General features: G+C 29.7%; 16 protein-coding genes. 3 read left to right on the top strand and 13 right to left on the bottom strand.

Translation table 11 applies throughout. The annotated features are described in order from the left end of the window. Positions 1-27 precede the first annotated feature (27 nt). Positions 28-1,383: an McrC family protein gene (locus tag BMUR_RS07835; protein ID WP_013114063.1), complete on the top strand. Its 1,356-nt coding sequence runs from the start codon at positions 28-30 to the stop codon at positions 1,381-1,383. Between the two features lie 9 nt (positions 1,384-1,392). Here BMUR_RS07835 and BMUR_RS07830 read toward each other — a convergent pair whose 3' ends face one another. The 13 genes from BMUR_RS07830 to BMUR_RS07770 all read right to left on the bottom strand — a co-directional run bounded on the left by BMUR_RS07830 (position 1,393) and on the right by BMUR_RS07770 (position 17,695). Continuing rightward, complete coding sequence (locus BMUR_RS07830) at positions 1,393-4,494, bottom strand: PD-(D/E)XK nuclease family protein (RefSeq protein WP_013114062.1); 3,102 nt, start codon at positions 4,492-4,494, stop codon at positions 1,393-1,395. Between the two features lie 76 nt (positions 4,495-4,570). Further along, positions 4,571-5,758, bottom strand: coding sequence for a bifunctional ornithine acetyltransferase/N-acetylglutamate synthase (gene argJ / locus BMUR_RS07825; RefSeq protein WP_013114061.1), 1,188 nt, complete (start codon positions 5,756-5,758; stop codon positions 4,571-4,573). After that, complete coding sequence (locus BMUR_RS07820; protein WP_013114060.1) at positions 5,751-6,263, bottom strand: hypothetical protein; 513 nt, start codon at positions 6,261-6,263, stop codon at positions 5,751-5,753. The genes argJ and BMUR_RS07820 overlap by 8 nt, the downstream gene beginning before the upstream one ends. Positions 6,264-6,330: 67 nt before the next feature. Then, positions 6,331-6,723: a hypothetical protein gene (locus tag BMUR_RS07815; protein WP_013114059.1), complete on the bottom strand. Its 393-nt coding sequence runs from the start codon at positions 6,721-6,723 to the stop codon at positions 6,331-6,333. A gap of 293 nt (positions 6,724-7,016) precedes the next feature. Further along, positions 7,017-8,216, bottom strand: coding sequence for a phosphoglycerate kinase (locus tag BMUR_RS07810; RefSeq protein ID WP_013114058.1), 1,200 nt, complete (start codon positions 8,214-8,216; stop codon positions 7,017-7,019). Between the two features lie 149 nt (positions 8,217-8,365). After that, the gene (gene gap, locus BMUR_RS07805; protein ID WP_013114057.1) at positions 8,366-9,415 is read right to left on the bottom strand and encodes a type I glyceraldehyde-3-phosphate dehydrogenase; all 1,050 of its coding nucleotides are present in this window, start codon (positions 9,413-9,415) and stop codon (positions 8,366-8,368) included. Positions 9,416-10,107: 692 nt separating this feature from the next. Next, on the bottom strand, positions 10,108-10,575 hold the full coding sequence (locus BMUR_RS07800) for a V-type ATP synthase subunit K (protein ID WP_008721414.1): 468 nt from the start codon (positions 10,573-10,575) through the stop codon (positions 10,108-10,110). Positions 10,576-10,651: 76 nt separating this feature from the next. Further along, positions 10,652-12,520, bottom strand: coding sequence for a V-type ATP synthase subunit I (locus BMUR_RS07795; protein ID WP_013114056.1), 1,869 nt, complete (start codon positions 12,518-12,520; stop codon positions 10,652-10,654). Then, entirely contained in the window at positions 12,517-13,116 is a 600-nt protein-coding gene (locus tag BMUR_RS07790) for a V-type ATP synthase subunit D (RefSeq protein WP_008721418.1), read from the bottom strand. Before BMUR_RS07790 ends, BMUR_RS07795 begins: the two co-directional genes overlap by 4 nt. Before the next feature lie 21 nt (positions 13,117-13,137). Beyond that, positions 13,138-14,460: a V-type ATP synthase subunit B gene (locus BMUR_RS07785; protein WP_013114055.1), complete on the bottom strand. Its 1,323-nt coding sequence runs from the start codon at positions 14,458-14,460 to the stop codon at positions 13,138-13,140. Continuing rightward, the gene (locus BMUR_RS07780; protein WP_013114054.1) at positions 14,453-16,216 is read right to left on the bottom strand and encodes a V-type ATP synthase subunit A; all 1,764 of its coding nucleotides are present in this window, start codon (positions 16,214-16,216) and stop codon (positions 14,453-14,455) included. Before BMUR_RS07780 ends, BMUR_RS07785 begins: the two co-directional genes overlap by 8 nt. A 13-nt stretch (positions 16,217-16,229) precedes the next feature. Continuing rightward, complete coding sequence (locus BMUR_RS07775; protein ID WP_013114053.1) at positions 16,230-17,069, bottom strand: DUF2764 family protein; 840 nt, start codon at positions 17,067-17,069, stop codon at positions 16,230-16,232. A gap of 11 nt (positions 17,070-17,080) precedes the next feature. Beyond that, positions 17,081-17,695: an ATP synthase subunit E gene (locus tag BMUR_RS07770; protein ID WP_013114052.1), complete on the bottom strand. Its 615-nt coding sequence runs from the start codon at positions 17,693-17,695 to the stop codon at positions 17,081-17,083. Between the two features lie 626 nt (positions 17,696-18,321). Here BMUR_RS07770 and BMUR_RS07765 point away from each other — a divergent pair. Both BMUR_RS07765 and BMUR_RS07760 read left to right on the top strand, forming a co-directional pair. Then, entirely contained in the window at positions 18,322-19,623 is a 1,302-nt protein-coding gene (locus tag BMUR_RS07765; RefSeq protein ID WP_013114051.1) for an acyl CoA:acetate/3-ketoacid CoA transferase, read from the top strand. A gap of 57 nt (positions 19,624-19,680) precedes the next feature. Then, entirely contained in the window at positions 19,681-20,826 is a 1,146-nt protein-coding gene (locus tag BMUR_RS07760; RefSeq protein WP_013114050.1) for an acyl-CoA dehydrogenase, read from the top strand. The last annotated feature ends 22 nt before the right edge of the window (positions 20,827-20,848 follow it).

Here is a 20,848-nt window from a genome sequence, read left to right as displayed (position 1 = left end):
TTATAAGTTTATAATAAAAATAATAATATGAATAACACAAATAATAAAATTGTTAAATTAAAAGATAATACTAAACATGAAAAATTAATAAGTATAAAGGAAAATATTTCTGAAGAAGATATAAGCTCAATTAAAGAAATTGCAGGCAAAACTCTTTCTAGTGTGAGAGATAGTATTATAATATTTCCTCACTCTAGAAAAGAAAGTAAAGACTTGGAAGAAGAAAGTAAAATATTTGATATTATTAATGACAGTATATGCACCAATAATATAATGGGATTTATTAGCTATAAAAATATTCAAATAAAAATATCTTCAAGATTTGCAGATGATGATAATGATTATTTTCTGCACTACATACTTATGAAAGTTCTTAATCTTAATATTATTAATTTGGAGCATAGTAAGGATTATGATAATTCATTTGATTTTTTGATTTACATGTTTATTAGTTTTTTTAAGAAAGCATTAAGACAGGGACTTTTTAAGCAGTACAAATTAATAAAACATAATGATTGTCATGTAAAAGGAACTATTGATATTAACAGATACATCAAAAATAATATTCCTTTTAATGGTAAAATTTCGTACAATACCAGAGAATACAGCTATGATAATAATATGACACAATTAATAAGGCACACTATAGAATATATAAACACGAAAAACAGATATATTTTAGGCTATGACAATGAAATAAAAAATTATATTCAGCAGATATTTTATTCAACTCCTAGTTATGAGAAAAATAAAAGAGAAAGCATTATAAATAAAAACTTAAAAAAATTATCGCACCCCTACTATTATGAATATGAGCCTTTAAGAAAAATATGCATTCAAATATTAAGGCATGAAAAATTAAAATATGGAAGTGATGATAACACTGTATATGGATTATTATTTGATGGTGCTTGGATTTTTGAAGAGTATTTAAATACTTTTTTAAGCAAAATAAATTTTATTCATGCCGAAAATAGAACCTCAAAAAATGGTATAAACCTACTTAATAATGCTTGGATAGTTTATCCAGACTTCTATAAATTATCAGAAAATAATAATATAGTGCTTGATGCCAAATATAAAAGGCTTGATAATTACATCAGTGAAAATATAGATAGAAATGACAAACATCAAATAGTATCATACGCTTATACACTTAATGCTAAAAAGGCTGGTTTTATTTATCCTACTGAAAATAATAATTATAAAGATTATGATTATATAGGAAATTTAAACAATAAATACAGTAACATTAATTGTAAAATATATAAATACGCCTTAAAAATTCCCTCAGCAAAAAATAATAATTTTGAAAGTATAAAAGATTTTGCAAGTTATATGCGTATAATCGAAGAAGAATTATTAAAAACTTTAGAGAGTTAAAAATATTATTTACTCTTCTTTTTGATATACATGTTCGCAGTAAGGTGCATTATAACAGCCATCGCAGTTACTTATACTTGGACTATATTTAAGTTTTCCATTTAAAATATCTTCAAATACTTCATCAAAATAATCATTCAAATTATATTCGCTTTCTATATATCCGCATACTGAAAGTAAAAAATCCCTGTCATTATATACTTCATTTATTTCAGTATTCTCATCTATAACATCTTTTTCTCTGTATATAGTAAATACCACTTCACAGTGTTCTATTTTTTCTGCTACATTATTTTTTATATATTCGCTTAAAATTAATTTCAAATAAAGTATAGGCTGAAGATATGTAAGTATTGTTTCTTTTATAATTTCTATATTTGTTTTTTCTTTTTTCTCTTTTTTTTCTGTTCTAGGGCTTCCTTTATAATCCGCTATCCTAACACCATTTATATTTTTATATTTATCATCTTTATAGCTGAAATCTATTCTGTCTATTACACCTCTTATCTTTAATGTGAAATCACCTTTTTTATATATTACAGATTCTTTTTCATCAAATCCTATTCTCCTTTCAAAATCAAAAGGTATATAATGATAACCCTCGTTCATATCTTTAACTTTATTTGTAATAATTTCTTTTCTTATAAAGGCATGCATAACATTTAATGCTTCCTTTTTTATAATATTTTGATCTAACTGATACTCAATAAAATACCTCTCCTCCAAATCTTTTTTTGAGTATGATTCTATCATTTTATTAATATGCTCTTCTACTACTTCATCAGCTATATTGCAGTAAGTATTAAACTCTTCTTCTTTAAGCGAGCAGTCAAAAATAGCTGATTTGCCTTTAACATCTTCATAAAACTTCTGAAAAAATCTATGATAAGTAATACCTTTATCAGCACGATTTATTCCCTGAACTTTAGCCTCAACAGAATCTTTTTGATATAAACTCGAATAAAAAAACTTTGCAGAGCATTCCATTATAGACTGAAGAGTTGTAACTGAAACTGGACTTTTAAAAATATTATAGAAAAATGTTTTTATCTCTTCGCTTTTATTATCAAAATTATTATATCCGTTTTTATTTCTCTTATGATATACTTTATTCATAATGCTTTTTACATCATCTATATAATATGCCGCATCATGATTAAAAAATAAACTCATTAAATTTTCTTTATTAGTGTGAATATTATTTTCTTTTTGTATATATTCTTTTCTGTATATAAGTCCGTTTTCTTTTAAATTATCAAATTTAAAATCATTATGATACATTTCATTATATAAATCTTCCAGATAATAAAAAGGAACTTCCAAATTACCATTATCATCTTTTAATCTGAAAGAAAAATAAACATGAGTTTCTTCATAGCAGTAAGATAATATATTCAAAAATAAAGCATAAGAAATATCTGATAAATAATGCTGAGTATTAAATGCATGCTTTTTCAAATCTTTATTGATACTTTCTCTCAATTTCTCACTTATAAAAAATACATTAGGTCTTCTGTTTATAAAATCATTATTCATGCCCAATATAAATAAATGCTTAAATCTAAGTCCCCTAGCATCATATAAATTGCTTACAGTAAGAGAAATTTCTTTATCATCATTGTCCATAAGAGACTTATCTCTTAATAATACATTCAAAGCAGTTTGAAAATCAAAATGACTTATACTCTCATTTTCTATAGTTTCTATCTCTTCAGTATATGATATTGTAAGCACTAAATCAATAAAAATTGCCAATGCCTCATTATCTCTATTATAATATTCCTTTTCATATTCATCATCATAAGACATAGAACCAATTTTTAAAAATTTTAAAATATTTATATAAGCAAGCCCTATTTCTTTATAAGTTTTCTTTGATACCAATATATTAAGTAAATCAATAAACTCTATTATAGTTTTTGAAGTATTATTGTTATTAAACTTTCTCGCTATTTTATCTTTGAAATCATTAAAAGCCATCTTTGAATATATCTCTACTGAATTATATTTATCATACTTATCATAAGAATAAATCAAGTCTCTTATATTATAAGGATTTAATCCATCAAGATTTTTCATATATGAAGAGGAGAGAACCTTTATTAAAGCGTCTATATTAAGCTCACCATTATATTTATCAAGTATAGAAAATATAGAAGTAAGCACTGGTATTATAGGCACTTTCCAAACAAAATTAGCCCTTCTTTCATTAAACTTGATAGAACATTCTTTTAATCTTCTTGAAACTATATCGCTGTATTTTTGAATATCCGAAAATATTATACCTATATCATATAAAGGAGTACCATTTTTTATTAATTTTATTATCTCATCTACTGCAGTGTCAACTTCCTGTTTTGCTCCGAAACCAGCTATAAACTTTATTCTTTCTTTATATTTAGTTAAATTAGTTTTATCTATAAGCGACTTTGAAAAATCCGAATTGGTACTAATATCAAAATTATCAATACCCTGATAAAATGATCTATAATCATAAAAATATTTTTTCATGTCATAAGGAAGTTCCACTTTCACATTTATATTATAATATTTTTTAAGGCTCTCTAAAAATATTAAATGCAAAGGCGGTATCTTTTCAAAACCATAAATGATTATACTATTATACTCATTCAAATAATCAAGCTCTCTATTTTTTATAGCCTCTATAAAAAGCTCAAATATATCGAACTCATCTAAAAGATCATTTTGTTTATTATATTCTTTATAATGCCTTATAACTGTATTTATCTCTTTAAGCTCTTTATATTTATTCAAATCAAAACCATAAAATTTAGCTAAAGTAATTTCTTCTATAAGTTTGTATAAAGTGTATGCAAGCTCATATGTAATATTTTGTTTTGCTATTACAGAGTTTTTATTATTATATTTGTATTCGTTTAATATATTATGAATATTGATTATTGCTATTGATTCATCTATATATTGTTTTTGATTATCTATTCTGTAGCTTATAAAAAACTTTTCTTTATTATCTTTATAATATCTATGGAGTATCTGATAATTGCTTATATCCATTGTATATTTTTTGAATTTATCTTTAAGATAATTATTTTTTGCTTTATAATTTGGAAATAAAATTAATTCTAGCATAACAAAAATCACTTTTTTATTTTATTATACTAAAATGAAGCTGTTTTGTCAATTTTGTTTTTAAGAATATAAAAGATTATATATTGTAAGACGAATGTATTGATATATATTCCTGAGTTAAATCGGTAAAATAATAATAATCTTCATATTTGGTATTGAAGCCCAAATCTATAGTTATATAATTTTCTTTTCTTTCACTATCAATATCTTTTTTTAGCTTTGCTATATCTTCTTTATTTTTATTAATTACCCCATTTCTATATATATAAACATCATTAACCTGTAGTGATAAATTATTTATATTGATATTAATATTTCCCAAAACAGATAATATTTTTTCAAAATTAGGATTTTTAGAAAGAAATAATATCTTTACCAAATTTGAAACAGCTATTTTCTGAGCTGCATAAAAAGCATCATTCTGCGTTTTAGCCCTTTTTACTGATACGATTATAGTTCTTGTCATACCTTCGCCGTCAAGTATTATCATTTTGGCAAGATATGCACAAATTTCATCTAATTTATTTTTTAATTCTTTAAATAGCTTTTTATTTCTTTCAGTGATAGGCTTATTATTTAAAGCACCATTAGCCATAATGAGTGCCATATCATTAGTAGAAGTTTCACCGTCTATAGATATTCTATTTAACGTTTTATTCACAGCCTCTTTAAATGCCTTACCAAGTGCCGTTTTTTCTACATTCAAGTCAGTAAATATAAAAAGTAAAACCGTAGCCATATTAGGGTGAACTATAGAACTTCCTTTAGCAGCTGCATAAAATCTTGCTGTTTTACCTGATACTTCCATACTTGAAGTGTATATTTTATTAAATTTATCTCTGGTCTGAATAGCTCTTGCAATGTTATCAAAATCAAATTTCATAGAATTACTTGCTTTTTTAATTCCTTCTTTGATTTTTTTTGTATCAAGATATTCGCCGATAACTCCAGTAGAAGCCGTTAATATATTTTCTTTTTTTATGTTAAAAACTTCTGAAGCATATTTAGCTATATCTAATACATCATCATAGCCTTTTTTTCCTGTAAGAGAATTTGCTATTTTACTGTTTACTATAAGTAAATCTATATTATTTTTATCATTCTTTTTTGAAAAAATAATCGGAGCAGCCTGAAAACTATTTTGAGTATAAAGTGCTGATACCACACTAGGAGGCTCGCTTTTTATAACAGCCAAATCATAATCATTATTTTTAAGACCAGATTTTACAGCAGCAGATGAAAACCCCAGAGGTATATCATACATTAAATAATTCCTCCTCTTCCGGATCTGTATCATCTTCTACTCTTTTTACTTTCTTATTCTCATAATTTATTCTTTTACGAACAAAAAATCTAGTATTCTTTCCGTTTTGTCTTTCCTGTATAATGCCGAATGTACCTGAACCAAGATAAACTATTTTATCTTCATCTTCCATCTCTGATGAATTATTTTCTTTAATCTCATTTAATATACATTCAAAATGTGCTAATTCTCCGCTAGCATTATGTCTTATTGCTTCTTCTATAATATAAATAGGCTCATTACATATAGGACAAAGCGGTCTTTCAACGTCCTCTTTCATACGTCTTTTTAAATAATTTCTCTCATATTCCTCTATAGTTTTTTCATGATATTTATACTGATTATTATGATTGTATTTTTTTTTATAAAAATTATTTTTATTTTTTTTATTGCTGCTGTAGAACTTCTTGCTGCTGTTTTCTTTATTGTTATTATTATTAAATTTTCTGAATTTTTTCTCTGACATCAATAGCCCTTTTTATAATAAAGCAATACTAATTTATCAGTATTGCTTTATACATTATAAAAATTAATTATTCATCATAGTCGTCATCATCATAGTCGTCGTCAAAATCATCATCGTCATAATCGTCATCGTAATCATCATCATCATCAAAATCATCGTCAAAATCGTCATCAAAATCATCTATATCATCATCGTCGTCGTAGTCGTCATCATCGTCGTAGTCATCATCATCGTCATAATCATCATCATAGTCGTCATCGTCATCATCGTAGTCATCATCAAAATCATCGTCGTCAAAATCATCGTCGTCATAGTCGTCATCATAATCATCATCATCAAAATCATCATCATCACTATAATCATCATTATCATAGTCATCTTCATCATCATCAAACTTTGCAAAATAACCATTATTATTTAATAATTCATCTAATAAATTCATAGATTCTAACTCTTCCATTTTCATTTACTCCATAATTCGTATAATTTTTAAGTTATGATAATACATAAGTTTTTTTTGTCAAGTATAAATACATTCAATTTTAAAAAAATGTATACCAATATTAATTTCTATAATTTAACATTTTTATAATAAAAGTCAATAAAACATATATAAAAACTAAAGAAATAATACTGTAATTATTTATATGATACTATCTTTATTAATTAAAAAATAGTTCGCTAAAAAACCCGCAGCAACTAAAGTTACTACGGGCTCAATATTTTAATTTACTCAAATCTAACTATAATATATTATTTGTCCTGTAATACTGCGATACCTGGTAATTCAATTCCTTCTAGGAACTCTAAAGAAGCTCCGCCGCCTGTAGATACATGTGTCATCTTATCAGCAACACCTGATTTATTAACAGCAGATACACTATCACCTCCGCCGATAATGCTTACACAATCAGAATTAGCTATAAATTTAGCTACTTCAAATGTACCTTTAGCAAAATTAGACATTTCAAACACACCTAATGGTCCGTTCCAAACAACTGTTTTAGCATTTTTAAGTATATCTTCAAGCTCTTTCAAAGTTTTAGGTCCAACGTCCATACCCATCCAGCCTGCAGGTATAGCATTAGAATCTACTACTTTTATATTAGCATCATTATCAAATTTATCAGCTATAACATTATCAACAGGCAAATATAAAGTCTTATTTAATTCTTTTGCTTTATCCATAATCTCTTTAGCAGTAGATATATAATCATCTTCGCATAAAGAAGAACCTATTTCCAATCCTTGAGCTTTAAGGAAAGTATAAGCCATACCTCCTACAACTATTAAAGTATCAACTTTGTTAAGTAAGTTTTTAAGTACAGAAATTTTTGAAGAAACTTTAGCTCCGCCTATTATAGCAACAAAAGGACGAGCAGGATTAGCAACAGCATCGCCTAAATATTTAATTTCTTTTTCCATTAAGAATCCGGCAACAGCAGGCATACCAGCTTTAGCAGATACTATTCCAGCTGTAGAAGCATGTGCTCTGTGTGCAGTACCGAAAGCATCATTAACATAAACATCAGCCAAATCAGCTAATTGTTTTGAGAATGCCGGATCATTTTTTTCTTCTTCTGCATGGTATCTTAAGTTTTCAAGTAAAAGTACATCGCCTGCTTTAAGTTCAGAAGCCTGTTTTTTAACTTCTTCTCCTATACAGTCTTTAGCAAATTCTACTTTATTATTCGGAAGTTTAGTTTTCAAATAATCATAAACTGGTTTAAGAGAATATTTAGGATTAGGCTCTCCCTTAGGTCTTCCTAAATGGCTCATAAGTATAAGGCAAGCACCTTGAGAAAGTATATATTCTATAGTAGGCATAGCAGCGTCTACTCTTGTAGTGTCTGTAATTTTTGAACTAGTTTCTTTATCAAGCGGTACATTAAAGTCCACTCTCATTATTACTTTTTTACCTTTAATATCAATATCTTTTACTGTTTTTTTCATGTTTTAATCCTTTATTATTATTGCTTATAAATATATAACAAGCAGAAAAAATATTTAGTGTCATATATCTATAAAAATTTAAAGGGTGCTATAATTAAATATAACACCCTCCTTATAGCTTAATAAATTAATTATTATAACTTATATAATTATTTTTTGTTATACATATATAATAATAAATCAACTACTCTGTTAGAATAACCCCATTCATTGTCATACCAAGAAACGATTTTGAAGAATCTTTTTTCATCTTTTAAGTTATTTTGAGTAGTAGCTAAAGAGTCATAGATAGAACTTCTGTTATCATGTATGAAGTCGCTGGATACTAGCTCTTCATCACAATAACCTAAAACACCTTTCATATAAGTTTCAGAAGCTTTTTTCATTAAAGCATCAATTTCTTTGATAGAAGTTTCTTTTTCACTTCTGAAAGTTAAGTCTACAACAGATACATCCGGAGTAGCAACTCTGAAACTCATACCTGTTAATTTACCTTTAGTAGAAGGTAATACTTCACCAACAGCTTTAGCAGCACCAGTAGTAGAAGGTATTGTGTTTACAGCAGCAGCACGTCCGCCTCTCCAGTCTTTTTTAGAAGGACCATCTACTGTTTTTTGAGTAGCAGTATAAGAGTGTATAGTAGTCATAAGACCTGTTTCTATACCGATACCTTCTTTAAGAAGTACATGTACTAATGGAGCTAAACAGTTAGTAGTACAAGAAGCATTAGATACTACATGATGATTAGCAGGATCATATTCTTCATGGTTTACACCATAAACAAAAGTTCTTAAATCGCCTTTACCAGGAGCAGAAATAATAACTTTTTTAGCACCTGCTTTAATGTGTCCTTCTGCTTTTTCTTTTTCTGTATAAAGACCAGTAGATTCTATAACGAATTCAACTCCCAAATCTTTCCAAGGAAGCTGTTCTAACTGATTTAATGGAGCTGCTTTAATACATTTTATTTTATTTCCATTAACTACCAATACATCTTCACCTTCATGACTAATGTCTGCTTTCATTCTGCCATGAACTGAGTCATATTTTAATTGATAAGCAAAGTACTGTGCGTCTGTACTAACATCTACTACACCAACTACATCAATTTCTTTGCCTAATAAACCGCGTTCTACCAATGCCTGAAAAACTAGACGTCCGATACGTCCGAAACCATTTATTGCTACTTTTACAGCCATAAATATACTCCTAAATTAAAATAATATTCTATAATGCGAACATATAAAATATAGCTATTATGCTAACATAAATAAAAGATTAAGTCAAGATTTTATTCATTATTATTGCAGATATACTAAAAATTTTTAAGTTTATATATTTATATATTTTTATATTTTAATATTAAAATGATTTTTATTACAAAGCCCAAAGCACAATTTAAACATGCATATGGAATGATTTAATGCATAAATTAAATATTAACACTTATATAAAAAGCAAAAATAATAATATTTATAAAATAGTTTAAAAAATTTTATTTTTTAACAAAATAAGCCTAAAATAGCGATTTTTTTATGATTTTTTATAGAGAGAAGTTTTTTTTATAAAAATATGCCGTATAAAAATAGAATATAAATTTTATTTAAAATCTAATTACCCCGCCCACCCGCCCCATTTATAATTAAACAAATTTTTTTAATTTTTTAGCATTATTTATAATACGTAAAAAATTTAATAAGAAGTGTGTATATAACAAGATTATATTTCATAGTTATTTTTATTATTTTATCAGTTAATAAATTGAAGTGAATTTGATTTTATGGTTTAAAAATAAATCTAATATTCATTTTAATAAAATATAATGCAAATAAAAAATCCGCAGGATTAACTCCTACGGATTTCTATTTATTCACTTTTATTAATTACTTAATTAAGCACCTAAAACACCGCTGATTAAGAATGCAGTAGCGAAAGAAACGATAGCGTAAAGTTCTGGGAATACAGCAACGATGATAGTGTTACCAAATACATCATAACCATTACCTATAGCTTCAACACCATTAGCACAAACTTTACCTTGGAATATAGCAGAAACCATACAAGCTAAACCAACAGCAATACCAGCACCTAATATAGCAGCACCTTGGAATATGCTTATATCAGCTGTCAAATAAGGCTGCATAATGAAGAAAGCAGCAAAACCATAAAGACCTTGTGTACCAGGCAAAGCACTTAAAACAAGACAGCTGCCGAAAGCATCTTTGTTTTTCTTTAAAGCACCAACTGTAGTCATAGCAGAAATAGAAGTACCAACCGCACTACCAATACCAGACATACCTACCATTAAGCCTGCACCTAAATATCCTAATAAAAGTGCTGTGTTCATTGTAAAACCCATAATAAAATCTCCTTTTTTAGATTAATGAAATATAATTTTTATATTAATTTTTATTTATAAAAAACTTAAAACTAAATCAAGCCGCTTTTTTAAGAGGCTTATACTCTTTACCGCCGCCTTCAAAACCAACGTTATTGTAGAACTCTACAAATGTTAATCTCAAAGGGTGTACCAAAGCACCAAGTATGTTTAGTAAGAATATAGCAATATGACCTACTACAAGGAATACCACCATTATTACCACACCAACACCCGGTATAGCTTTGAAACTCATACCTATTTGGTTTATTACCAATGCTAATATAGAACCAGAAGCACCTAAAGCAAACAAACGTATGTATGAAAGTGTATCACCCATTATACCAGTAGCAGCGAAGTACACACCAAGTATAGAGTTTAACACATCTGGTTTTTTACCAACATTAGAAAGTATTACTAAGAATACCAAACCAACAACTATTAAAGCATAATATATAGTGCTGAATTGTTTAATAACTTCCATTTTCTGCATATCGCCAAGGAACCATAAAACAAGTCCCGGTATAAATAGAAGTTTACCTATAGCACCAAATATATCGCCTATAGAGCTGGTTTTGATTCTGTCTACAACACCAACAACCAAAGCGAAACATATATGAAGTACGCCTATAAGCAATGCAGTATTAAATGGAGTTAAGAACCAATTTTCTTTAGTATCAGTAATAATCAAATATTTACTTAAAGCAGCAAATAAAGGTATTTGAGTGTTGGCAGGTATGCTTACACCAAATACACTTCCTCCATTAATGATACCCATAATAGTAGTACATATACCCAATGTTAGAGCAAGTATACCTACTCCTCTTAAACTTCCCTTTAATACAGTGAATAAGCCTATCAAAGCAACTATAGTTAATACTACACCATAACCAGAATCGCCGAAACAATAAGCAAAGAATAACGGATAGAAAACAGCTATCATAGGAGTTAAATCTATCTCGAAATAATTCGGCAATTGGAATAATTTAGTAATAAGCTCATAAGCACCTGAATATTTATTGTTTTTAAGTTCAACAGGTACTTTATCATCTTTACTAGGGTCTTCCAATATATAAGCTATATTTTTAGCATCTAATAAAGATTTTACTTCACTTTCTTTATCTTTAGGTACATAAGCTTCTACATAAAGTATTTTGCCTTCAGTACCTTCGCTAGCAACAAAACTTTCTTTAGCCTCTTCAAAGTGATTAGATATATTAAGAGTATCTATTTCTTTATCAATAGCTTCTATATATACTTGATTTTTGATAATCTCTGTTTCATTATTTTCGATTTCCTTATCAAGTTCGGCTATTCTTGCATTTATATCATTATAAGATTTTGAAGGCATATTGATAATATCAAAAGGAAGTGTTTCTTCAGTACCTTCTTTTTTGAAAGCAGCAAAATAAACTTTTCCGCCCTCTTCTTTGATAGTGCAAGTAAATATATCTTTAAGGTCTGAAAGTTTATAATCATTATATTCTTTAGCATTAGCACTATAGAATAAAGTATTATATCCAGTTTTTTCTTTTAAGTCATTCAATTTGTCAAAGCTAAAATTACCGAAAGGAGCTATAACAGATAATTCTTTTTTAAGCGTATCTCTTTCAGTTTTTAATTTATCAGAAGCCTGAGAAGTATTAATAACATTTTCTATTACTTCCGATGCTTTTTTAGAAGTATTTTCAGCTTTAACATTAGAAACATCTTTTTTAGCTTTTTTAGCATCAGCCAAAGCATTATTAATGATAGTTTTAGCTCTTGAAGCATCATGTTTTTTAGCAGCGATATTATCTATCTCTTCGCTGGAAACACCATTTGCAATTTCTATATGCACAAGCCCAAGAGAAGCTAAATCATTTAAAGTTTTTTCCTTATCCTCATGAAAGACAAAGAGAGAGAGTTTCTTCATTTTTCTAATCATAAAGACGCCTCCTTAGCTCTGTTTCTTTCTTTAACTATTTTTTGAGAAGACTTACTTAAATTGTCTTCGTCTTCCATATACCTTTTAATCTTGATTATAGCAGTTTTATATTCTGGGATTTGAACTTTCTCATAGAGGTTAACTTTCTGAGTAGTTTTTTTCCTAGCATAAGCCAAAGCATTAAGTCTAGCCTCAGTCATTTCAATTTTTACCTGAATAGTCATAAGGCGTTCAAACATGCTGATAGCAAGTCTAATCCAAGAAGGCATATTAAAAAGGCTGACATTTTCAATAGCGAAGTCTATATCAGATAGTATAGAAACTTTAACACCTGCAATGTTTTTTAATTCTGAATTGATTTTTTTGATTTTTACTATTTCTGGGAAATCAGTCCAAAATCCATTGTAGTTTTGATTTTCTTTAACTAATTTTTGATATTCTTCTTTAAGTAATTCAATCTCAGCGGTAATCTTTCTAACCTCAAGACGTAAAGCTGCCTCTTTACTTTTCAAAGTAGGAAGAGCTTTCTCACGAATAGTAAGCTGGCGTCTTAGGTTTTGAAGAGCCGTTTTATTGTATTGAAACTTTAATGCCATATTTTTACCTACTTTTTTAAATTAGTTTGACCATTTGCCGTATTTTTCTACCAATGATTCTTTTACACCCACTTCTGCTTTACTGAAATACTTACCCATCAATTCCCAGCCTGTTTCCAACATCTCATCAATTTTGATGTTAATATCTATAGCAAGTAATCTTTCAGAATATTCAGCAGCATATTTTAAACATCTTTCATCGTATTCTGTCAAGTCGAAACCGTTTTCTTTTTTCATTTTAGCATTAGCAGCATCTGAATAAAGACGAACCAAAGTGTTCATTACAGCAGGGTGATCTTCTCTAGTTTTCTTACCTATAACCAACTGTTTCAAACGTGAAAGACTTCTGAATGGGTCGATGATTGTTTTACCTATATCAGAATCACGTCTTAAATAAAGCTGACCTTCAGTGATGTAACCAGTGTTGTCTGGTACAGCGTGAGTAATATCACCTTCGTTAAGAGTAGTAACAGCAATAATAGTAATAGAACCTCCATCTGGGAACTGAGCTGCTTTTTCGTATATTTTAGCAAGGTCAGAATATAGTGAACCCGGCATAGAGTCTTTAGAAGGAATTTGATCCATTTTGTTTGATACTATAGCCAAAGCATCGGCATAAAGAGTCATGTCTGTAAGAAGAACAAGCACTTTCTCTTTTTTCTCAACTGCGAAATATTCAGCAGCTGTACAAGCCATATCCGGAATCAAAAGTCTTTCTACTGGAGGGTCATCAGTAGTATTGATGAAACATATAATTTTATCCAAAGCACCAGCTTCAGTAAATGTATTTTTAAATGATAAGTAGTCATCGTTAGAAAGTCCCATACCGCCAAGTATGATTTTATCAGCTTCAGCTCTCAATGCTACCTGAGCAAGAACTGCGTTGTAAGGCTGGTCTGGGTCTGCGAAGAACGGTATTTTCTGTCCAGTAACAAGAGTATTGTTAAGGTCAATACCAGCAATACCAGTAGCAATAAGTTCAGAAGGCTGTTTTCTTCTTACAGGGTTTACAGAAGGACCTCCAATTTCTACCTCTTTACCTTCAACTTCAGCACCGCCGTCAATAGGCTCACCGTAAGCATTAAAGAATCTTCCAGCAAGAAGCTCGCTTACTTTAAGTCTAGGAGGTCTGCCTAAGAATACTACTTCAGCGTTAGTAGGTATACCTTCAGTACCTTGGAAAACCTGAAGTGTAACAATATCTCCAATCATTTTTACAACCTGAGCAGGTCTTCCTGCTACAAGAGCCATTTCATCGTTACCGACATTTTCTGCTCTTAAAGATACAGTTGCTTTAGTAATCTGTACTAATTTTGTATATACTTTTTGAAATGCTTTAGGCATGTGTTATACTCCTTTCAGCAAATATTGATTCCATCTCAGCTGTGTATTTTTTATGATCATCAGACTGATATACAGAATAGTTCATTTGTTTGAATGCGTTAATAAGTCTTTTGAAATAAGTACCTACTTCGCTGTAATCATCAAATCTGTAATCAGCTTCTACAACTTTCATAACTTGATTTAATAATTCTTTTTGTCTTTCTATAGGACAGTTTTTATCTACTTTATCGAAAGCATCTTGCTGTAAGATAACGAAGTCTATAAGCTCAGCTTTCCATAAACGCTGATGGTATTCAAGAGGTACTGCGTCATCACCAAGAATGCTTATTTGGTCATTAGCTTCCTGTCCTCTTCTTGCAATATCTTTAGCTTTAATAACTTTTTCTGACCAGCCTTTTTCTATATTAGTATCAGAGAATTCTATGAACTCTGGATATTCAATATATTTAGAATAAGAATCTAATGGGTCAACAGCAGGATATCTTTTACTGTCGGCACGTTTTTGTGATAAAGCGTAGAAACATCTGGCTGCTTTACGAGTAGACTCTGTTACCGGCTCTTTCAAGTTACCGCCTGCAGGAGATACTGTACCTATGAATGTAATAGAACCTGTTTCTCCGTTATTTAAGTATACGAAACCTGCTCTAGCATAGAAACTAGAAATAATAGCAGGCAAGTCAATAGGGAACGCGTCCGGACCAGGTAATTCCTCAAGACGGTTAGACATCTCTCTTAAAGCCTGAGCCCAACGAGAAGTAGAATCAGCAAGAAGAAGAACTTTAAGTCCCATTGATCTGTAATATTCAGCAATAGTCATACCTACATAAACTGAAGCTTCACGGGCAGCTACCGGCATGTTTGAAGTGTTACAGATGATAGTAGTTCTTTCCATCAAACTTCTTCCAGTTCTTGGGTCTATAAGTTCTGGGAACTCAGTAAATATTTCTACTACCTCATTAGCCCTTTCCCCACATGCTGTCATTATAATCAAGTCAGCATTTGCGTTAGTAGCCAAAGCGTGCTGTAATACTGTTTTACCTGCTCCGAATGGTCCAGGAATAAATCCAGTACCGCCTTCAGTTATAGGGTTGAATGTATCTATAGTTCTAACACCAGTTTCCAACAATTTAAATGGTCTTGGTTTTTCTTTATATGCTTTAATAGTAAGTTTTACAGGCCAAGTTTGTATCATAGTTACATTAACTTTTTCGCCGTTAGCAGTTTTAATAACAGCTAATGTGTCTTGTAAATGATAAGTACCAGCTGATGCTACGCTTTCAACAACGCCTTTACCTTGAAACTTGAAAGGAACCATTATTTTATGGTCAATCCAGCCTTCTTTTACAGCACCTATCCAGTCGCCTGCAGCTACTTCATCTCCAGCTTTAGCTATTGGAGTAAAGTCATAAGTTGATTCTTTGTCTTCAGAAAGATTGTTATATTTACCTCTTTCCAAGAATACGCCTTGTAATTTATCAAGGTCATTTTGAAGTCCGTCAAAGTTTTTACCTAAAAGTCCAGGTCCTAATTCAATTTCCAACATTGAACCAGTAAACTCTACGGCATCACCTAATTTTACACCCCTAGTAGATTCAAATACCTGAGCACTAGCACTAGTACCAGATATTTTAATTACCTCAGCCATAAGTTTCGCATTACCGCAAGATACATAACATATCTCGTTTTGTGAAACAGGACCGTCTACCTCTATTGAAATTAGGTTTGATATAATAGCAGTTACATTACCTTTAGTCATTTCTATCTCCTAATTAATTATACACAGACGCTTTTGATTTTAAAGAACTAATTAGCGTCTCCAAATGCTTTTTACCTTCCTCTTCATTCCTTCCGTTTATACTAACAGCATAAGTAAGATTTATATAGTAAGCAAAAACATTATCTGTGGTAAAAGATTTTATAGATGTAGCTCTATCCAAAAACTCTTTTACTAAAGAACATTCAATATTTTCCATATTGTATGGGTCTGCTTTATCTGAAGAATTGAATGTGTCAATAATACTGTTTATATAAGGCATCTCCTTACCTACTCCGAAATCTGAAGCGGTAGATTTAGTTAAAGCGGATATTAATGAATAGTCGCCTATTAACTCTTTAGATATTTCTTCACTTGAAAACCCTAAAGCTCTTCCATTTAAAGCTGCCAATATATTTTTCAAATCACGCATAAATGAAGCATAACTTCTTATAAATGAATTGCCGCTTTTTATCATCTCTTCATAATACAAAGCAAGTAAAGCATTTTCTATATGTCTTACATTTTCCCATTCAACATTTTTATTATCTTCTAAAAATTTACTCATATATGACGGCAAATTAGAAATTGTACTGTACTTCTGAATCTCTTCTTTACTGAATATTGAAGGTTCTATATGCTCTATATAAGGACTGAATAAACCTTTTTGCTTAGCTATAGCACTTACTAAATTTTTATTATCATTTTGATATATAAGATAACTAAAAGATTTAGCATCTTTGGCACTTAAACTAGATAATATGCTTTGAGTAATTTCATTAATATCATACTTAGCCTTAGCATCAGAAAGTTTCACTTCGGGAAGACCTGAGATAAGATAATAATATGATCCCATACTCACCCCTCTTATTTACTAAAAATTACTTCTTCCGTTTTTGCTTTTATATAATCACTGAAAAACTCTACAAAATCCTCATCTGTAAACTGAAGCTGATAATTTCCGCCTTCAGGTACGATTTTAAAACCATTAGATAATTTTTTATCAAAGTTGATAGTAGCATTTTTTATAGCTGCTTTTATAGATTTTTCAAATGCTGAATCTATATCAGCTTTTTTTGATTCTGGGAAATACACTGTTACATCTGAATTAGTAGAAGATATATCCCATTTTTTTACTACTTCAAGAATTAAGTCTTTTAAAAAGCTAGTATCTGCAAAAGCTCCTTTCAAGCCTTCTTCAAGTACTTTAGCTGTTACCAATTCTTTTACTCTTTGTTTTAAAGCACTAATTGATTGCTCGCCTGCCATACGTACATCTGTTATTGTATTTTTCTTTAGCTCTTCTGACTTTCTTTCGGCTTCTTTAATAATTTCTTCGGATTTAGCTTCTGCTTCTTTTATTATTCTGTCAGCTTCGCTTTTAGCATTTGAGATTATTTCATCAGCTTTTTTGTTGGATTTTTCAACACCATCTTGATATATACGTTCAAGAAGGGAGTCTAATTTTTTCTCTTCAGCCATAATAACTCCTTAACGTTTTTATAAATTGATTTATAGAAATTTAAAAAATTTTCTCCAAAAAAACACTATCTTTATAGTTTACCAGTATTTTGAAAAAAATCAAGCAAAATAAAAAAAATATTACTTATAGTATTAACTTTTACTATACTCTAAGAATTTTTTATGACATAGAAAATTTTTCAATCTATATTAAAATAAATATAAGAAAATCAATTTTTTTCAAACTATAAAAAATACTGCTATATTAACAAAATACAAGAATACGGACAAAACAAAATTTATTAAAAAAAAATTTTAGCAGCGTAACTTTAAAACCAAAAAATTGAAAAAAAATATAGCTTTAGAGGCATTTAAGAAAATTAAAACGTATACAGATTTTGATTTAATTTATATAAAAACATAATTTTATGCATTATATATTTTTTTAAAATAAAAAATAAAATCATTTTGATATATTAAAAGATTAAGAGTACTTAAACACAATATATTTTTCTTCCATTTTATTTTTAGTTTTAATATTAAACAAAAAGTTATTTTTATCACATTATGAATTGATTTTTACAAAAAAATGTCATATAATTAACTATGAGATAAATTAAATTCTTTTTTAAGAAAGTATTAATAATATGGATAAGGTAAAATTCATAAAACCAAATCAAGTTGCAGAACTTATCAAAAATAATTCCTTTATAGGATTATGCGGATTTGTAGGTATTGGTTCTGCTGAAGAGGTTTTAACTCAAATTGAAAACTCATTTTTAGAAAAAGGTGTTCCTAATAATTTAGGAGTTATATTTGCAGCAGGAATTGGGGACAGTAAAACAAGAGGAGCCGGACATTTAGGTCATAAAGGACTTGTAAAAAGGGTTATAGCAGGGCACTGGGGATTAGCTCCTAGACTTGGAGAATTAGCTAATAATAATGAAATTGAAGCATATAATCTTCCTCAGGGTGTTATTTCTCAAATGTTTAGAGAAATGGCAGCAGGAAAACCCGGAATACTTTCACATGTAGGACTTGGAACTTTTGTAGATCCGGAACTTCAGGGCGGAAAACTTAATAGTGTAACGACTGAAGACATAGTTGAAAGATGTAAATTTAAAGGGCAGGATTTATTATTTTATCATGCTCCAAAACTAGATTACGCCATATTAAGAGGTACTTCAGCAGATGAAGACGGCAATATCTCTTTTGAAGAAGAAGCTCTTACACTTGAAGCCTTATCTGTAGCAACAGCAGCTAAAAATAATGGCGGAAAAGTTATTGTACAAGTTAAAAGAAAAGTTAAAAGAGGAAGCATACAGCCAAAAGAAGTAAAAATACCGGGAATTTTAGTAGATTATGTAGTTATATCTGAAACTCCTGAAAATCATATGCAGACATTTGGCGAATATTTTAATGAAGGATATGTAAAAAATCATTTTGTTGTAGAAGGCAGCCTTAAAGAAGTAAAGCTTGATGAAAGAAAAATAATTTCAAGAAGATGTGCAATGCTTTTAGACAGAAATAAAAAAATACTTAACTACGGTATAGGAATGCCTGAAGTTATAGCAATGGTAGTAAATGAAGAAGGTCAGGAACAATACTTCACACCTACAGTTGAGCCGGGAGCAATTGGAGGTACTCCTATGGGCGGACTTAGCTTTGGAGCTACTTTTAATGCAACTGCAATAGTTGACCAGCCTTATCAATTTGATTTCTATGACGGAGGCGGATTGGATATGGCATTTTTAGGTCTTGCACAATGTGATGAAGTTGGAAATATTAATGTTTCTAAATTTGGACCAAAGATCGCAGGATGCGGAGGTTTTATTAATATAACACAAAATGCAAAAGAAGTTGTATTTTTAGGTACTTTTACAACTGGAGGATTAAAAATAGGTGTTGAAAATGGGGAACTTAGAATTCTTAATGAAAAAATAAGATAAATCTAAAATTAAAAATATTGATAAATACACTATTATAATTATTAGGAGGATTAGATAATGGAATTTAATTTGTCTAAAACACATGAACTTTTCAGACAAATGATCAGAGAATTTGCTGAAAAAGAGGTAAAACCTTTAGCTGCAGAAGTTGACGAGGAAGAAAGATTCCCTGTTGAAACTGTAAAAAAAATGGCTGAAATAGGGCTTATGGGTATACCTATACCTAAAGAATACGGCGGTGCAGGCGGAGACAATCTAATGTATGCTATGGCTGTTGAAGAATTATCAAGAGTTTGCGGTACTACTGGTGTTATACTTTCTGCTCATACTTCTCTTGGAACTTGGCCTATATTACAATTCGGTACTGATGCACAAAAACAAAAATATCTACCTAAACTAGCTAGCGGAGAATGGCTCGGTGCTTTCGGTCTTACTGAACCAAATGCTGGTACTGACGCTGCAGGTCAGCAAACTACTGCTGTATTAGATGAAGCTGCTCAAGAGTGGGTTCTTAATGGTTCTAAAATATTTATAACAAACTCTGGTTATGCTAATGTATATGTTATATTTGCTATGACTGATAAATCAAAAGGATTAAAAGGTATATCTGCTTTCATAGTAGAATCAACTGCTCCGGGATTTTCTATTGGTAAAAAAGAGAAAAAATTAGGTATTAGAGGTTCTGCTACTTGCGAATTAATATTTGAAAATGCAAGAATACCAAAAGACAACTTACTAGGCGAATTAGGAAAAGGATTTAAAATTGCTATGATGACTCTTGACGGAGGAAGAATAGGTATTGCTTCTCAGGCTTTAGGTATTGCTCAAGGTGCTCTTGATGAAACTGTAGCTTATGTAAAAGAAAGAAAACAATTCGGAAGAACTATTGCTAATTTCCAAAATACTCAATTCCAATTAGCTAACCTCGAAGTAAAAGTAGAAGCTTCAAGACTTTTAGTTTATAAAGCTGCTTGGAGAGAAAGCAATCATCTTCCTTATTCTGTAGATGCAGCAAGAGCTAAATTATTTGCTTCAGAAACTGCAATGGAAGTTACAACTAAAGCCGTTCAGCTTCATGGAGGTTACGGATACACAAGAGAATATCCTGTTGAAAGAATGATGAGAGATGCTAAGATTACAGAAATCTATGAAGGTACTTCAGAAGTTCAAAGAATGGTAATCGCAGGAAGCCTTTTAAAATAATATAATTAGTAAATAAACATTT

The sequence above is a fragment of the Brachyspira murdochii DSM 12563 genome (genome assembly GCF_000092845.1).
Classification (GTDB): domain Bacteria; phylum Spirochaetota; class Brachyspiria; order Brachyspirales; family Brachyspiraceae; genus Brachyspira; species Brachyspira murdochii.
Note: the sequence above shows the minus strand (reverse complement) of the source record. Positions and strands in the feature narration are given on the sequence as shown.

Coding starts and splice junctions, on each gene's coding strand:
- BMUR_RS07810 (WP_013114058.1), bottom strand. CDS start 8,216: ATGAAAAAAACAGTAAAAGATATTGATATTAAAGGTAAAAAAGTAATA.
- BMUR_RS07820 (WP_013114060.1), bottom strand. CDS start 6,263: ATGTCAGAGAAAAAATTCAGAAAATTTAATAATAATAACAATAAAGAA.
- argJ (WP_013114061.1), bottom strand. CDS start 5,758: ATGTATGATATACCTCTGGGGTTTTCATCTGCTGCTGTAAAATCTGGT.
- BMUR_RS07835 (WP_013114063.1), top strand. CDS start 28: ATGAATAACACAAATAATAAAATTGTTAAATTAAAAGATAATACTAAA.
- BMUR_RS07815 (WP_013114059.1), bottom strand. CDS start 6,723: ATGGAAGAGTTAGAATCTATGAATTTATTAGATGAATTATTAAATAAT.
- BMUR_RS07760 (WP_013114050.1), top strand. CDS start 19,681: ATGGAATTTAATTTGTCTAAAACACATGAACTTTTCAGACAAATGATC.
- BMUR_RS07770 (WP_013114052.1), bottom strand. CDS start 17,695: ATGGCTGAAGAGAAAAAATTAGACTCCCTTCTTGAACGTATATATCAA.
- BMUR_RS07795 (WP_013114056.1), bottom strand. CDS start 12,520: ATGATTAGAAAAATGAAGAAACTCTCTCTCTTTGTCTTTCATGAGGAT.
- BMUR_RS07765 (WP_013114051.1), top strand. CDS start 18,322: ATGGATAAGGTAAAATTCATAAAACCAAATCAAGTTGCAGAACTTATC.
- BMUR_RS07800 (WP_008721414.1), bottom strand. CDS start 10,575: ATGGGTTTTACAATGAACACAGCACTTTTATTAGGATATTTAGGTGCA.
- gap (WP_013114057.1), bottom strand. CDS start 9,415: ATGGCTGTAAAAGTAGCAATAAATGGTTTCGGACGTATCGGACGTCTA.
- BMUR_RS07775 (WP_013114053.1), bottom strand. CDS start 17,069: ATGGGATCATATTATTATCTTATCTCAGGTCTTCCCGAAGTGAAACTT.
- BMUR_RS07785 (WP_013114055.1), bottom strand. CDS start 14,460: ATGCCTAAAGCATTTCAAAAAGTATATACAAAATTAGTACAGATTACT.
- BMUR_RS07830 (WP_013114062.1), bottom strand. CDS start 4,494: ATGCTAGAATTAATTTTATTTCCAAATTATAAAGCAAAAAATAATTAT.
- BMUR_RS07780 (WP_013114054.1), bottom strand. CDS start 16,216: ATGACTAAAGGTAATGTAACTGCTATTATATCAAACCTAATTTCAATA.
- BMUR_RS07790 (WP_008721418.1), bottom strand. CDS start 13,116: ATGGCATTAAAGTTTCAATACAATAAAACGGCTCTTCAAAACCTAAGA.